Consider the following 15801-nt stretch of genomic DNA (forward strand, 5'->3'; position numbering starts at 1 on the left):
CGGTGGCTGCCGACCGCCCGCTGCCGATGGGTTGGGCTACTTGTTCCTGGTCTTGCAGGTCTCGGTCTCCGCGGCGGCGCCGGTGCAGATCTGCGCCCAGGTGAACATGCCGAGGTCGACGGCCTGCTGCACCGCGTCGCCGGGATCCTTGCCCTCTTCGAGGTGGATCAGCGTCGCGTCGAGCTTGGCCGTGGGCACCTGCATCGCCCCGTTGTCGATGGTGTCCTTGACGAGGTCGGCCGGGGGCTGCTGGCCGGCGATCGCGGCGATGGCGATCTTCGCCGCCGCCTCCGCCTCGACCGAGAACGCCTTGAGCACGTTGTCCTGCTGATCCCCGGTCAGCATGTACTGCAGGCCGGTCAGCTCGGGGTTCTGGCCGCCGTACACGGGGATGTCCAGGTTCTTGCCCTTGAGCGCCGCGATGACGCCCGCCGTGATGCCGTCGTAGAACCCGAGGAACGCGGCGACGCCGTTCTGCGTCCTGGTGAGGCACTGCTCGGTGGCCTTGGTGGCGTTGTCCGGTGCCCAGTCCTTGATGTAGTCCTCGCAGACCACCTCGATGTCACCGCTGGAGATGAGCGGGTCGAGGATCTTGTTCTGCCCGGCGAGCATCTGGGTCGTGTAGACGTCGCCCTTGTTGCCGTACTGGCGGGCGACCTTGACCGGCTTTGCGCCGAGCGCGCCGCCGGTGACCTGCGCGGCGAAGTAGGTCGCCTGCTGGGCGCCGACCTTCTCCGGATCGAAGACCACCTGGGCGTACATGGTGCCGTTGACCGGCGGGTTCTCGTACCCGATGACCGGCACCTTCGCCTGTTCGGCGGCCTGCAGCAGACCCGCGCTGGTGTTCGGGTCGGCGGCAACCACGACCAGGGCCTTGGCGCCGGCGGCGATCGCCGCGTTGGCCTGGGCGAGCTGCTGGTTGGAGTCACCGCCGGCGTTGACGAACTTGACCTCGACGCTGGGGTCCAACGCCTTGATCGCCTTCTCGAACGCCGGGCCGTCCTGCTGGATGTAGCGGGTGGGCGTGGTGTTGGGTGCCATGAAGTAGACGAGCTTCGAGTCGGCGCCGCCATCGCCGGTACCGGAGTCGGCACCGCCGCAGGCCGAGACGAGAAGGAGACTGGCGCACGCGCCTGCGGCGACGACCGCCCGAAGGGTGCGAGCATAGGACTGACGTTTCACTGGGCAACTCCTCTGCTGAACTTTCACGCCGGATGGCGGCAAGAACGCTTGCGGGTGTGCATCAGGGCCCACGGCCGGTGGGCGGGCGGCGGAGTGCTCTGGAACCGGTGCCGGTCGCTCCCGCTACCGCGCCGTCACGCCCGGTCGGGGCAGCTGGATGCCCGCGTGCTTCGCGGTGATCTGTAGCGCCAGATGCTTGGAGTAGATGCGGACCCAGGCGAGTGGGCCGCCCATGTACCAGAACCCCGGGTGGCCGGTACGCCGGTAGAGCCCGCCGATCTCGCCGTCCTCGCCGATGCCGAGGACGAGCGGCAGCCGGTCGGCGACCCCGTCGCCGAAGAGCCGGCGAGCGGTTTCGCGCATGTTCCGGTACCCGGTCGCCAGCACCACGAGGTCAGCGTCCAGGGTCCGGCCGTCCGCCAGGCGGATGCCGTCGGGGGTGAACTCCGCGAGCCCGGATCCCTGGGCAAGCTTGACCTTCCCGTCGGCGATGAGCCGTGAGCAGCCCACGTCGATGTAGTAGCCGCCGCCGTACGCCAGCGCGTAGCCCATCAGCCCGGTGCCGTCGGGCCCGTCGTTGCGCTTGAAGCCGACCGCGTCGAGGGCGGCGAGCAGTTCGGCGTCCTTCCTGGCGGTCTCCTTCACCCCCTCCCTGGCCATGTCGAGCACGAGGGGCCACGGGGTGCCGCTGGCCAGCAGGTCGGCGTACGCGGTCGGTGGGCCGCCCTCGACGAAGTTGCTGCCGAAGATCGCCGGGATGCCGTGCTCCTGGCTGATGATGTGGGTTGACGAGCGCTGGACGATCGTGACGTCCGCACCGGCCTCGTAGAGGTCCTGGGCGATGTCGTGGCCGCTGTTGCACGCGCCGACCACGACCGCCTTCTTCCCGGCCCAGTCGGTGGCGGAGGCATGCTGGCTGGAGTGGTAGCTGGTGCCCGCGAACAGCTCGCGCCCCGGCACGGCGGGAACGTTCGGTTCGCCGGCGGCACCGGTGGCGAGGATGACGTCGCGCGGGTGCAGTTCCCGCTCACCGTCCGGCGTACGGACCCGCAGCGTCCACCGTCCGCTCGTCTCGTCAAAGCTGGACGAGGTCATCTCGGCCGACGTCCAGACGTTGAGCTCCATCGCCGAGGCGTACGACTCGAACCAGTCGGCGATCTTGTCCTTGGGGCAGTAGACCGGCCACGACTCGGGATAGGGCAGATAGGGAAGGTGATCGGCCCACACGGGATCGTGCAGGACCAGCGAGTGGTAGCGCTTGCGCCACCCGTCGCCGATCCGCTCGCTCTTCTCCAGGACCAACGTGTCCACGCCCATCAGCCCGAGGTTCGCGGCAACCGACAGACCGCCCTGGCCGGCGCCGATGACGACCACGTCCGGGTCACCGTCGACGTAGCGCACCTTCTCCTGCCGCTCGTCACGCCAGTTGCGGCCACGCACGGCCGGGTTGTGCCGGGGCCCCTTGGAGCGGTGGTGGCCGATCGCCCGCTCGTGACCGCGCAGGTCGTCCAGCTCGGTCAGCACGGTCCAGGCGACCCAGTCGCCGTCCTCCTGACGCAGCCGGACGGCACCCCGCCCGAACCCGAGGGGGGTCTCGAAGGTGATGAACCCCTCGATCAGCTCGTTGGCGCCGCCCTGGTAACGCGGCCCGAACTCCGTGGTCATCCGGACATTGACGACGGAGCCAGGCCCGAGGTGCTCGCCCAGCATCGTCGCGACCCGGTCCCGGCCGTGGTAGGTGCCGAGGTCCCCGGTGAGCGCGAGCAGGTCACGCCACCAGCACTCCCTGGCCAGCAGCGTCGTGATTGTCGGCACGTCGGCGGCCTGGAGTGCCGGCGTGAGTCGGTCCAGCCAGGCGGCGAAGGTGGTCTCCGCCGTGACCTCGGCCGCGGTGGCCTGGGGTGTCTCCGTCGCCATTGACGCGCCCTTCCGTCCGTATCACCCTGGTACAGTCCGAGCGCTCGCTCGGTAGCCAGAGTCTGAACCTTGGACGGCGTGACGAGCAACACTCCGACGAAACTTTCTCGCAACAAAATTGTCACGAGATCCGCGCCGTCCTCCGTGAGCGAGGTGCCCCATGACCAGCAGAATCGATGACCTCGTCGCCCGTACCCGAGCTTTCATCGACACCCATGTGATCCCCGTCGAGGACGAGTTCGACGGGGACGTCGCCGCCGCCGGCGGTGACGAACTGCGCGCCGGCCTACAACACGAGGCACGTGCGGCGGGCGTCTTCGCCCCGCACGCGCCACGCGAGTACGGCGGCCTCGGCCTGGGCATGGCGGAACGCGCCCCGGTCTTCGAGGCCGCCGGGCGTTCCCTCTTCGGCCCGCTGGCCCTCAACATCAACGCCCCCGACGAAGGCAACCTCCACCTGCTCGAACGGGTCGCCACCGGTGGCCAGCGGGAGCGCTACCTCGCGCCACTTGCCCGGGGCGAGCAGCGGTCGGCCTTCGCGATGACCGAGCCGCCACCCGGTGCCGGGTCGGACCCGGGCGCACTGCGGACGCTCGCCCGCCGCGACGACGACGGATGGCTGATCACCGGTCGCAAGAAGTTCATCACCGGTGCCGACGGTGCCGGCTTCTTCATCGTCATGGCCCGGACCAGCGGAGAGCCGGACTCCACCGGCGGCGCGACGATGTTCCTCGTACCGGCCGACCGCACCGGCATCCGGGTGATCCGGCACGTGAACACGATGGACAGATCGATGCTCGGCGGCCACTGTGAACTCGACCTGACCGACGTCCGGGTCGAGCAGGACGACGTGCTCGGCGCGCTCGACCAGGGATTCCACCACGCCCAGGTCCGGCTCGGCCCGGCGCGCCTGACCCACGTGATGCGCTGGCTCGGCGCGGCCCAGCGGGCCCACGAGACAGCGGTCCGGTACGTCAGCGAGCGCTCCGCCTTCGGCCGCCCGCTGGCCGAGCAGGGAATGATCGAGCTGATGATCGCCGACAACGAGATCGACCTCGCCGCGACCCGCTCCCTGCTGCTCACCGCGTGCCGGGTCCTCGACGCCGGCCACGCCGGCCGCGAGGAGACCTCGCTGGCCAAGGTCTTCGGAGCCGAGGCCGCGCATCGCGTCGCCGACCGCGCGGTCCAGATGTGCGGCGGCGCCGGCGTCTCCGCCGACCTGCCGACCGCCCGGATCGCCCGGGAGATCAGACCCTTCCGGATCTACGACGGCCCCTCGGAGGTCCATCGCATGTCACTGGCCCGGCGCGCCGTCCGCCGGTACGGCGGCCCGCGGTGACGTCGCCGGGGCCGGCGCGACCTCCCCCGCGCCCGCCGCCCGGCCTCGCCCGGCCGACGCAGATCCGTCCCGATGGTCACCGCGCACGCCGCGCACGCCGCCGGTCCGAACATCAACCACGGGTGGACGTACGCCCGCCGAGTCGACATCGCCCGACCGCCGCCAGCTTGATCGACTCGGTTTCGGCGCAATGGTGGACTTCTGACGCCCGAGATACCGCCGAAACGGCGAGCCGAGGTGCGGGCGAGCCGAGGTGCGGCTCGCTGCGCCGGGGACACGGGGTCGGGTCTGTGGATGCTGTCGACCTGATAGCGCGAACGGCTCACTGTGACTGACCGGCTGTGGCGCGCCAGCACCAGTCCGGGGCCGCCGCGACAGCGCCCCGCGACAGCACAAACGGTTCAGCTCGACAGCGCCCACACGCACTGCCGTGGGCCACCTTCCGGCCGTGCGCGGGATCTGCCGCGCATCCCATGAGCTTGACTTTCCAATATTAGTCAGTGATAGTTGAGTCTATGGAAGTTGAGCTTTCGTCCCTGGCGGGGCGGGCACGGGTGCATGCAGCGCTCGGCGACCCGGCACGCCTGGCGATCGTGGACGCGCTCACCCTGGGCGACGCCTCCCCCGGCGAGATCGCCCACCGCCTCGACATGCCGACCAACCTGGTCGCCCACCACGTCAAGGTGCTCACCCACGCCGGCCTGGTGACCAAGGTCCGCTCCGAGGGTGACCGGCGACGCACCTACCTACAGCTGCGACCCGACACTCTCGCCGCCCTCACTGCCCCACGGCTGAGCGGCGTCGACCGGGTGGTCTTCGTCTGCACCCACAACTCGGCGCGCTCGCAGCTGGCCGCCGCGCTGTGGCGCAACCGCACCCGGGGCGCCGCCACCTCCGCCGGCACGAAACCGGCGGCCCGGGTGCACCCCCGGGCGGTCGCCGTGGCCCACCGCCACCGGTTGGACCTCGACCCCGCCGGCACCGCGCACGTCACCGACGTCGTCCGCAGCGACGACCTCGTCATCGCCGTCTGCGACAACGCCCACGAGGCGATGACCGGCCCGATCCGTCCTCGCCTGCACTGGTCCGTCCCCGACCCGGTCCGGCTGGACACCGACGAGGCGTTCGAGTCCGCCTACGCCGACCTCGCCGACCGCGTCGCCCGGCTCGCTCCCGCCGTCCTCCCCGGAGACCCCCGATGACCGACATCAGACGCACCCCACGCCCCGACCTCTCCGTCGACCAGCGCCTGGCTCTGCGCACCGCCGCGACCCGCCTCGCCGCCGAGTTCGACGGCACGTACGGGGCCGAGACGATCGAACGCTTCCTGCACAGCAGCTACGACCAGTTCGCCACCGACGGCCGCATCCCCCACTACCTGCCGCTGCTCGCCGAACGTTTCGCCCGCCAACGACTACACGCGCTGGCCAGGGTCGAGGGCCACCACCGCGACGGCCGTCCCGTCGTGCTGTTCCTGTGCACCCACAACGCCGGCCGCTCGCAGATGGCGCTCGGGTTCCTCGCCCACCTCGCCGGCGAGCGGGCGGTGGCCTGGTCCGGTGGCAGCGAACCCGGCATCGAGATCAACCCCGCCGCGGTCGCCGCGATGGCCGAACGCGGCATCGACATCTCCGAAGAGTTCCCCAAACCGTGGACCGACGAGGTGGTACGCGCCGCCGACGTGGTGGTGACCATGGGTTGCGGCGACGCCTGCCCGGTCTTTCCCGGCACCCGCTACGAGAACTGGGACCTGGCCGACCCCGCCGGCCTCGGCGTCGACGACGTGCGGCCGATCCGCGACGAGATCGAACGGCGGGTACGCCGCCTTCTCGACGAGCTGAACGTACCCACCCGCTAAGCACCCAACCCGAGCGACCGAGGAGCAACACAATCCGATGACCATCGCACTTCCGCGGCGCCTGCTGGCCGAATTCACCGGCACCGCCCTGCTGGTCACCGCCGTGGTCGGCTCCGGCATCATGGCCACCGCCCTGTCCCCGGACGACATCGGCCTCCAACTGCTGGAGAACTCGATCGCCACGGCGTTCGCTCTCGGCGTGCTGATCCTGATGTTCGGACCGGTCTCCGGGGCCCATTTCAACCCGGTCGTCTCCGTCGCCGACTGGCTGCTCGGCCGACGATCGGGCACCGGCCTCACCGCCGGTGACCTGGCCGGTTACGTGGCGGCACAGGTGCTGGGCGGCATCGCCGGAGCGGTCCTGGCGAACCTGATGTTCGACCTCGCCGCCGTCAGCTTCGCCGGCAAGGACCGTACCGGCGGGCACCTGTGGCTCGGTGAGGTCGTCGCCACCGCCGGCCTGGTCCTGCTGATCTTCGCGCTGGCCCGGTCCGGCCGCGCCACCGTCGCACCGGCCGCCGTCGGCGCGTACATCGGCGCGGCCTACTGGTTCACCTCGTCCACTTCGTTCGCCAACCCGGCGGTCACCGTCGGCCGCGCGTTCACCGACACGTTCGCCGGCATCGCCCCCACGTCGGTGCCGGGCTTCGTGCTGGCCCAGCTCGTCGGTCTCGCCGTGGGTGTCGGCCTGCTCGCCGCCCTCTACCCCGACGCCGGTGACGCCGCCGACCAGGTCGTCGTCCCCGCCGACGGTCACGAATCGCACGTCACGAGAGGCACCTCATGAGCGACAAGCCCAGCGTCCTGTTCGTCTGCGTACACAACGCCGGCCGCTCCCAGATGGCCGCCGGCTGGCTGCGGCACCTGGCCGGCGACGCCGTAGAGGTCCGCTCCGCCGGCTCCGCGCCCGCCGAGTCGATCAACCCGGCCGCCGTCGAGGCCATGCGGGAGGTGGGCATCGACATCACCGACCAGACCCCCAAGCTCCTGGAGTACGCCACCGCGGAGTCCTCCGACGTCATCGTCACCATGGGCTGCGGCGACGCCTGCCCCGTCTTCCCCGGCAAGCGCTACGAGGACTGGAAGCTCGAAGACCCGGCCGGCCGGGGCGTCGAGGCGGTGCGGCCGATCCGCGACGAGATCCGCCACCGGGTCGAGCGGCTGCTCAGCGAGCTGCCCGTGACGGCTTGACCGGTCCCTTTCGGCCGGATGACGAGGCCGGCGGCACCGGGACTTGCTGGATCGACTCCCTCCTGGTTAGGTATGCCTAACCAAACTTCGGGAGGGTTTCATGTCGTCGTCTGTCGCTGCGGCCGCAACGATCGGCGGTCTGGACAGCACGGTCGTCGTCACCGACCGGGTCGACGTGGATCAGCTCGCCGAGGTCTACCAGCAGGTGCACGCGGCCGATCTGCAGCTGACCGACCACCGCGTACCGAGCGTGCAGGAACGCCTTCGCTGGACCGCCGCGGCCCCCGGTTTCCAGGCGGCGCTCGGCTATGTCGACGGCCGCCTGGTGGGCACGGTGATGGGCTGTCCCCTGCCGCCCGACACCGTGTGGTGGCGTGACCTGACCGCGACCGACGATCCCGACCTGGCGGTCGAGTGGCAGGGGCGCACGTTCGCCGTGTGCGAGGCGTTCGTGCTGCCCGACCACCGCCGGCACCGCCTCGGCCTGCGGATGACCACGCAGTTGCTGGCCGGACGCCGCGAGGAGCGGGTCGCCCTGGCGGTCGCCGAGACGAACACCCGGGTCTGGCACGCGCTACAACGTATCCGCTTCGACCATGTCGGCGATCTCGTCCCGTTTCCGGGCTGGCGTTCGCACCGGATGTTGGTGCGAACGCTGCCGCTGAGCCCCACGCCGTGAGCGCAGAGACCAATGCCGACCGGCGCTGGCCGGTCGGCGACCGGCACGCGGCGTCACCGACCTACCGGCTCGTCGTCACCCGGACGCAGGCACAGTGGAGGCACATGTGAAACGAAACTGGGAAGCTCTCGTCCTCAAGGCGTTCGGGGGCAGGAACTTCCAGCTGACCGTCCTGGAGACCGAACCAGTCGGCGAGCGCTACCAACGGCTGCTCGTCGACGGGGGTGAGCTGCTGCGCGACTGCGGCACCCACCCCACCATGTGGATCCGGTTGTGGTTCGACAACGAGGGCCGACCCCACCAGCGGGCCTACACGCTGGTCGACCCGGACACCGACAGCGGGCGTTTCCACCTCGTGTTCGCCCTGCACGACGGCTGCGCCGCGCGCTGGGCCACGACAGCCCAGCCCGGAGACACCATCGAGGCGACCGTGCAGGGCAGCTCCTTCACCCTGCCGGAACCGGCACCCGGCCGGCTCTACCTGGTCGGTGACGCGGCGTCGCTGCCGGCGGTCAACAGCCTGCTCGACGCCGCCGGGCCCGTGTCCGCGACGATCTGGATCGAGTACGCCGACGACGGCGAGCGGACCCTGCCGGTGCGTACCCGCCCGCACGACGACCTGGTGTGGGTGCCGCGCCGCGACGAGGGCCAGCACCTGGTGGACACCGTCACCGCCGCCCTGGCCACCGGCCACGAGGACGCGCTGTACTGGGTGGCCTGCGAGGCGGCCAGCACCCGCAGCATCGTCAAGCACCTGCGGCGGGGACTCGGCGTCGGCAAGGAGCAGGTGGCGGCGTTGGCCTACTGGCGCGCCCGGTGACGGGTCGCCACCCGAACGGTTCGTGATGCTGTACCTGACCGCCCTCAATCCGACCGACGCCGTGCTCGACGGTCTGCTGCCGGCGGCCGGTTCGCTCGGCGTACCGGTCACCGTGCTCACCGACCGGCCCGACGACTGGCCGGCGGCGGTGCCGACCCGGCACTGCCCGGTACGGCAGCCGGACGCCGTCACCGAGGCCGTCCGGGCCGGGCCCACGGCGGCGGGTCTGTTGTCCAACAGCGACCACCTACAGGCCGCGACCGCGCAGGCGGCCCGGCGGCTCGGCCTGCCCGGAAAGGATCCCGAGTCGGCGCGGCGCTGCAAGGACAAGGCCGCCACCCGGCGGGCGATCGCCGCGGCCGGGCTGGATCACGTCCGCGCCCACCTGCTCGAACCGGGTGCGCCTGCGACGTTCGACGCCTTTCCCGCCGTGGTCAAGCCACGCGACGGTGTCGCCAGCGAGGACGCCTACCTGGTGACCGACGCCGGCGACCTCGCCCGCCGGGTCACCGAGATCCGCCGCCGCCGACCCGACGAGCCGCTGGTGGTGGAGGAGTACCTGCCCGGCGACGTCCAGACGCACGACACCCTCGGTGACGCGCACACGCGCCGGGTCCTCGGCGGCTGGCGCACCACGCTCGGCGCGCCACCCACCTTCACCGAGCAGTGTCTGGAGTGGGCGCCGGCGACACCGGCGGTGACCGCCGCGCTGCACGCCCAACTCGACGCGCTCGGCGTACGGTTCGGCGCCTGCCACACCGAGTTCGTCGTGCAGGACGGGCGGCCCCGGCTGATCGAGGTCAACGATCGGCTGATCGGTGACCGGATGGATCTCGTCCTCGCCGAACTGCTCGGCGTACCGCTGTTCGAGTACGTCATCCGGCTGCACCTCGGCGAGTCCGTGGCCGACCTCGGTCTGCCCGAGCCGGCCACCGTCGGCCGGGCGGCCCGGGTCGAGTACGTCTGCGCCGAGCACGGCGGCACCCTGGTGGCCGCTCCCGGTCCCGTCGACGCGCTCCGCGACGGGGTGCGGCTCGGCTGCCGCCCGTTGCGTGCGGTGGGGAGCACCGCCGAGTGGACCGGCACCAACCGCGACTACCTGGCGGTCCTGCACGGCATCGGACCGGACCCGACCGGGGTCCGCCGCGCGCTGGCCGGCTTCCGGGCCGACCTGGACTGGGTGATCACCACGTGACCGACCCGGTCGAACGGGAGGTGTTCCGCCGGGTGCTGGACGCGCTGCTGCGCGAGGACCATCTCGGCCTGGACAGCACCGGGAGCCCCGACGGCCCCGGCTGGTGGCAGGTGCCGCACCGCGCCGGCCGGCTGCGTCTTCCGGTACGCCCCGACGGCTTCCAGCACGACATTCGCCTCGCCCGCGCGGAGCTGCACGTCGAGCCGCCCGGCCACCGACCGCGTCGGGTCGACACGATGGCGGAGCTGCTGGATCTCCTCGCGCCCCGGGACGACGCGGACGCCGAGGAGGGCTGGCGTGCCTTCACCGCCGAATGCCGGGCGGACCTGGTCGCCCGCCGGCTGGCCGCGGTGACCCGCTCCCGCACCCACGCCCGGATCGCTGCCGCCCGGACCAGCACGCCGACCGGTCTGTCCGGCGCGCTGCTCGACGACGTTCTCGCCGCCCGGGCCGGCCATCCCGTCTACCCCACCGACCGGTGTCGCCACGACCTCGACGGCGGCGAACTGCTCCGGTACGCACCCGAGCACGCCCCCACCTTCGCGCTGCGGTGGCTGCCCGTGCCGGCCGAGACACTGCGACTGAACGGCCCGCTGCCCGCCTGGTGGCCGGTGCCCCGGCAGGACAGGGAGGTGCTGCTGCCGGTGCATCCGCTCACCGCCGACCGGGCCGGCCTGCCCGTCCTCGACCGCCCGGCCGTCCCGGTACGGCCCACGCTGTCGATGCGGACCGTCGCTCTCGATGCCGATCCCGCGACGCACCTGAAGCTGCCGCTGCCCACCGCGTCCCTGGGCGCCCGCAACCGCCGTACCCTCGCGCCCGACTCCCTGGCCGACGGGGCGGCGGTGGCCGGGCTGCTGGACCGCATCGCCGCCACCGAGCCGCGCTTCGCGGGGCGGGTGAGGCACGCCGACGAGAGCACCTTCGGCCACTGCGACGACGACGAGCTGCGATCCTTTCTGCTGCGCCGGCTGCCCGCCGGGCTGGATCGGGCGACGGTGGTGCCGGTGGCCGCGCTCGCCGCGGCGGACCCGAGCGCCGCAACGGTTGCCCAGCGGGTCGGCGGTAGCGACCCGACCCGGCTGCTGCTGTCCTATCTGGATCTCCTACTCGACTGGCACGTCTTCCTCTGGTTACGGTACGGAGTGGCGTTGGAAGCACATCCGCAGAACATCCATCTTGTCCTGCCGGCCGACGGCCCGCTCGGCCTGCTCTACAAGGACAACGACGGTGCCCGCCTGGATCGGCGGCACGCCGGCACGGTGCGGCTGCACGACCAGCGGATGTGGGTTCGCCACCCCGGGGAGTTGGCCGACATGTTCGTCACGATCACCGTGCACCTGGCCGCCGCGGCACCCCTGCTCGCCCTCGCCGAGCAGGGCGTCGACGTGCCCTCCCCCACCGAGGTGATCCCGCCGCGGCTGCGTGCCGCCCGCGACCGGTGGGGTGCGGATCCCACCACCCGGCGCCTCGTCGACGAGGTTCTCACCGCCGACCGGCTGCCCGTCAAGGCGATGCTCACCGCGGGTACGCTGCTGCCCAAGCAACGACTCGGCTGCACCGACGTCAACAAGTACTACCGGCGCACCGGCCCCAACTACCTGCGGAGCGACTCGTGACGGGTCGGACGGCCGAGGCCGCCACCCGGCCGGCGGACCAGCCGGTGGAGCAGGCGGCGGACCTGGCCGCCGCGCACACGCTGCTCTCCTGCTACCTACGGGAGATCGCCGCACCCGCCGGGGAGGCCGCGACCGCCGGCGGTGTCGTCCAGATCCGGCTGCGGCACCTCGGACTGACGCTCTCCTGCCGGCTGGCGCGCGTCTCCCCCATCCTGGCGCACCGCTACGACGGCCCGATCCGGTGCCGCCCCACGGCCGACACCACCGCGCGAGGTCCCGCCGCCGGCCCGGCAACCGCACCGGCCGACACCCCGGTCGACGGCGCACAGCTCGCTCGGCTGCTCGCCGCCGAGCTGACCGGCCGCACCGGTCTGACCAACGACGAGTTCGTCGAGCAGGTGCTCGGCAGCCGCGACGCGCTCGCCATGCTGCTGCGCCAGCGGCCGTCGGACGACCCCGCACCGACCGGCGACCGGGCGGTGGACACCTACGTCGACTCCGAGCAGTCCCTGGTGTACGGCCATCCGCACCATCCCAGCCCGAAGTGGCGCAGCGGTGATCCGGGGAGCTGGCGTCGCTACGCCCCGGAGCTGCGCAGCACCTTCCGGTTGAGCTGGCTCGCCGTCCCGGCTGAGCTGGTGGCGGGCGACGGGCCGTTCGACGAGTTGATCGCGCCGCTGGACCCGCCGGCCGCACCCGCCGGGCACCGCCTGCTGCCGGTGCACCCGTGGCAGCTGTCCCTGGTGCCGCCGGCGGACCCACGGCTGCGCCGGCTCGGACCGGCCGGCGTGCCGGTACGCCCCACGGCGAGCGTCCGGACCCTCTACGCGCCGGCCGCCGACCTGTTCCTCAAGACCAGCCTGCACGTACGCATCACCAACTGCCTGCGCAAGAACGCCCGCTACGAGTTGACCGGTGCGGTGGCACTGACCCGGTTCCTGGCCACCGTGCCGCTGCCGGCGCAGATCGGTCTGCTCGCCGAACCCGGCTACCGCAGCGTCGACCTGCCCGGCCCGGACGAGGCGTACGGCACGATCCTGCGGACCGGCGTACGCGAGCACCTGCGCCCGGGCGAGACGGTGGTGCTGGCCGCCGCGCTGGCCGCCGCGCCGCTGACCGTGCCGGATCCGTTCGACTGGTGGCGGGCCTACGTCGACCTGCTGGTCCCGACGGTCCTGCGACTGTGGCTGCGCCACGGCGTCGTCCACGAGGCGCACCTGCAGAACGTCCTGGTGGTACTCGATCCGGGCGGCCGTCCGGTGCGGCTGCTGCTACGTGACCTGGAGGGCCTCAAGCTCGACACCGGCCGGCTGTCGGGCTGGCCCGACCGGGTGCCCCGGCAGGCCGCCTACACCACCGCCCAGGCTGCCCGGCGGGTCACCTACTGCCTGTTCGTCAACCATCTCGCCGGTCTCGCCGGTGCACTCGCCGACGGTCACCCCGGCACCGAGGCGCGGCTGTGGCTCGACGTACGCCAAGCCGTCGAGGCGACGTACGGGCAGCTGGGCGAGCCGGCCGAACTGACGCCGCTGCTCGACGGCACGCCGCTGGCCACAAAGGCCAACCTGCTGGTCCGCTGGCATCGGGCACCCGACCAGCGGGCACCGTACGTCGCGGTACCCAACCCGCTGGGCGGGGGCCGGTGACCCGACCGACGTACGTCTACGACCTCGCCGCGCTGGCCGCCCACGCCGCCGCCGTGCGGGCGGCGCTGCCCGAGCGGGTGGAGCTGCTCTACGCCGTCAAGGCCAACCCGGACCCGGGGATCCTGCGTACCCTCGCGGAGGCGGTGCACGGCTTCGAGGCCGCCAGCCGTGGCGAGCTGGACCATCTGGCCACGGTGCTGCCCGGCCGGCGGCCGGCGGCCTTCGCCGGTCCGGGCAAGACCGACGCGGACCTCGGCGCGGCGCTGAGAGCCCAGGTGGGCCGGGTACACGTCGAGTCCACCACGGAGCTGGGCCGCCTGGCGGCGCAGGCCCGCGCCGCCGGGCGTACCGTCGATGTGCTGTTGCGGGTCAACCTGCCCGTCGCCACTCCGGGCGCGAGCCTGGTGATGGGCGGCCGGGCGAGCCCGTTCGGGATGGACCCGCGGGAGGCGATCCGGCTCGCCGACGACCCGCCGGCCGGGATCCGGATCCGGGGTGTGCACGCCCACCTGGCCAGTGGGCTCGACGCCGTGGTCGCCGCCTCGGTGGCGCGCGGTGTGGCGCAGTGGGCGGTGCGGCACCTGCGGGCCGAGGAGGTGAACGTCGGCGGCGGCATGTCCGTCAACTACGCCGACCCGGATCGCCGCTTCGACTGGCACCGTTACGGCCGGCTACTCGGCGAGGTGCTGGCCGAACACCCGACGATCCGCCTGCGGATCGAACCCGGGCGCGCGCTGGCCGTGTACTGCGGCTCCTACCTCACCGAGGTCGTCGACGTGAAGCGGTCCCACGGCCAGTGGTTCGTGATCGTCGCCGGCGGCACCCACCACCTGCGTACCCCGGCGGCCAAGGGGCACTCGCAGCCGTTCGTGGTGGTGCCCCGGGGCGGCGACGGGCCGCGTACCGACGGCGGCCCGGTCACCGTCGTCGGTCAGCTCTGCACGCCCAAGGACGTCCTCGCGCACACTGCCGACGGCCCCGCGATCGCGGTCGGTGACGTGCTCGTGTTCGCGATGGCCGGCGCGTACGCGTGGAACATCAGCCACCGCGACTTCCTCCTGCACGATCCGCCCGACTTCAGGACCGGAGATCCACTCCTCCACGCCCGGCGCTGGGGCCGCTGACCTCGCGATGACGGCGGTCGCCCCACGGCGACCACGCCGACCCGGTGGTGAACAACGACTCACCCGCTTTCCGCTGCCCTGATCTTGTTGGTAGCTTTTGCCACAACTTTGCAAAAGCCAAGTGAGTGCAGATGGAGGTGCGGTGACCGCCACCGCCCGGCCCGAGAGCCGGCCGGATCTGCTCGGCGTCGCGGCGCAGCGCCGCCGGACCGGCCTCTGGCTGCTCGCGCTGACGATCGGGCTGGTCCTCACCGGCGTGGCCGCCGTCGGCTCCGGGGCGGTCGGCATCCCGCCGACCACGGTGGCCCGGATCATCGGGCACCACCTCGTCGGCCTGCCCGCCGAGGTGACCTGGACACCGCCGCAGGAGGCCATCGTCTGGCAGGTCCGGCTACCCCGGGTGCTGCTCGGCATGCTGGTCGGCGCCGGGCTGGCCGCGTGCGGGGTGGCGTTGCAGGCCATGGTGCGCAACGTGCTCGCCGACCCGTACCTGCTGGGCATCAACTCCGGGGCCTCCAGCGGTGCCGCCGCGGCGATCCTGTTCGGGGTCGGCGCGGGGTTCGGGCAGTACGCCCTGTCCACCAGCGCCTTCCTCGGCGCGCTCGGCGCGTCACTGCTGGTCTTCCTGATCGCCCGCAGCGGCGGACGGGTGACCTCGATCCGGCTGCTCCTGTCGGGGGTCGCCGTCGGCTACGCGCTGTACGCCACCACCAGCTTCCTGATCTTCGCCTCCGGCTCCGCCGAGGGTGCCCGGTCGGTGATGTTCTGGCTCCTCGGGTCCCTCGGGTTGGCCCGGTGGAACGCCCTGCTGCTGGTGGCCGCGGTCGTGCTGGGCGCCACGATCGGCTACCTGACCGTCGTCGGCCGACGGCTCGACGTGCTGGCCATCGGCGACGAGACCGCGCAGACGCTCGGAGTGTCACCCGACCGGTTCCGACTCCGGCTGCTCGTGCTGGTGTCCCTCAGCGTCGGTGTGCTGGTCTCCGCCGCCGGCAGCATCGGGTTCGTCGGCCTCGTCGTCCCGCACCTCGCCCGGCGCATCGTCGGGGCCCCGCACGTGCGCGTGGTGCCGGTCGCGGCCCTACTCGGGGCCATCCTCCTGGTCTGGGCCGACGTGCTCGCCCGGGTCCTGCTGGCCCCGCAGGAGATCCCGATCGGCATCATCACCGCCCTGCTCGGCGCCCCGTTCCTGCTGGTCCTGATCCGTCGGCTGCACGCCTGATGCTCATGA

14 protein-coding genes are annotated in these 15801 nt (G+C 72.3%); 12 read left to right on the forward strand and 2 right to left on the reverse strand.

All coding sequences use genetic code 11. From position 1 onward, the window contains the following. Positions 1-36: 36 nt before the first annotated feature. Positions 37-1182 carry a substrate-binding domain-containing protein gene (locus BMY89_RS07040; protein WP_092376746.1) on the reverse strand — a complete coding sequence of 382 codons (1146 nt, stop codon included), beginning with the start codon at positions 1180-1182 and terminating at the stop codon, positions 37-39. A gap of 123 nt (positions 1183-1305) precedes the next feature. Further along, a complete protein-coding gene (locus tag BMY89_RS07045; RefSeq protein WP_092376750.1) occupies positions 1306-3099 on the reverse strand; it encodes a flavin-containing monooxygenase in 1794 nt (597 codons plus the stop codon). A 160-nt stretch (positions 3100-3259) separates the two neighbouring features. On the opposite strand from BMY89_RS07045, the gene BMY89_RS07050 reads away from it, so the two are divergent. The 12 genes from BMY89_RS07050 (at position 3260) to BMY89_RS07110 (ending at position 15792) form a co-directional block, all read left to right on the forward strand. After that, positions 3260-4438: an acyl-CoA dehydrogenase family protein gene (locus BMY89_RS07050; RefSeq protein ID WP_092376752.1), complete on the forward strand. Its 1179-nt coding sequence runs from the start codon at positions 3260-3262 to the stop codon at positions 4436-4438. Positions 4439-4953: 515 nt separating this feature from the next. Further along, the gene (locus BMY89_RS07060) at positions 4954-5640 is read left to right on the forward strand and encodes an arsenate reductase/protein-tyrosine-phosphatase family protein (RefSeq protein ID WP_092376758.1); all 687 of its coding nucleotides are present in this window, start codon (positions 4954-4956) and stop codon (positions 5638-5640) included. Continuing rightward, positions 5637-6296, forward strand: a complete 660-nt coding sequence (locus BMY89_RS30820; protein ID WP_092376761.1) for an arsenate reductase ArsC — start codon at positions 5637-5639, stop codon at positions 6294-6296. Before BMY89_RS07060 ends, BMY89_RS30820 begins: the two co-directional genes overlap by 4 nt. 37 nt (positions 6297-6333) lie before the next feature. Then, a complete protein-coding gene (locus tag BMY89_RS07070) occupies positions 6334-7083 on the forward strand; it encodes an aquaporin (protein ID WP_092376764.1) in 750 nt (249 codons plus the stop codon). Beyond that, positions 7080-7487, forward strand: a complete 408-nt coding sequence (locus BMY89_RS07075; RefSeq protein ID WP_092376767.1) for an arsenate reductase ArsC — start codon at positions 7080-7082, stop codon at positions 7485-7487. Before BMY89_RS07070 ends, BMY89_RS07075 begins: the two co-directional genes overlap by 4 nt. Before the next feature lie 100 nt (positions 7488-7587). After that, positions 7588-8166 carry a GNAT family N-acetyltransferase gene (locus BMY89_RS07080; RefSeq protein ID WP_092376771.1) on the forward strand — a complete coding sequence of 193 codons (579 nt, stop codon included), beginning with the start codon at positions 7588-7590 and terminating at the stop codon, positions 8164-8166. A 106-nt stretch (positions 8167-8272) separates the two neighbouring features. After that, complete coding sequence (locus BMY89_RS07085; RefSeq protein ID WP_092376774.1) at positions 8273-8986, forward strand: siderophore-interacting protein; 714 nt, start codon at positions 8273-8275, stop codon at positions 8984-8986. Between the two features lie 25 nt (positions 8987-9011). After that, entirely contained in the window at positions 9012-10181 is a 1170-nt protein-coding gene (locus tag BMY89_RS07090; RefSeq protein WP_232521101.1) for an ATP-grasp domain-containing protein, read from the forward strand. Then, positions 10178-11800: an IucA/IucC family protein gene (locus BMY89_RS07095; protein WP_092376780.1), complete on the forward strand. Its 1623-nt coding sequence runs from the start codon at positions 10178-10180 to the stop codon at positions 11798-11800. The genes BMY89_RS07090 and BMY89_RS07095 overlap by 4 nt, the downstream gene beginning before the upstream one ends. Next, positions 11797-13446, forward strand: a complete 1650-nt coding sequence (locus BMY89_RS07100; protein ID WP_092376783.1) for an IucA/IucC family protein — start codon at positions 11797-11799, stop codon at positions 13444-13446. Before BMY89_RS07095 ends, BMY89_RS07100 begins: the two co-directional genes overlap by 4 nt. Beyond that, a complete protein-coding gene (locus tag BMY89_RS07105; protein WP_092376785.1) occupies positions 13443-14570 on the forward strand; it encodes an alanine racemase in 1128 nt (375 codons plus the stop codon). The genes BMY89_RS07100 and BMY89_RS07105 overlap by 4 nt, the downstream gene beginning before the upstream one ends. A gap of 142 nt (positions 14571-14712) precedes the next feature. Next, entirely contained in the window at positions 14713-15792 is a 1080-nt protein-coding gene (locus BMY89_RS07110; RefSeq protein ID WP_170147743.1) for a FecCD family ABC transporter permease, read from the forward strand. The last annotated feature ends 9 nt before the right edge of the window (positions 15793-15801 follow it).

Source organism: Micromonospora phaseoli (genome assembly GCF_900109115.1).
Taxonomy (GTDB): domain Bacteria; phylum Actinomycetota; class Actinomycetes; order Mycobacteriales; family Micromonosporaceae; genus Micromonospora; species Micromonospora phaseoli.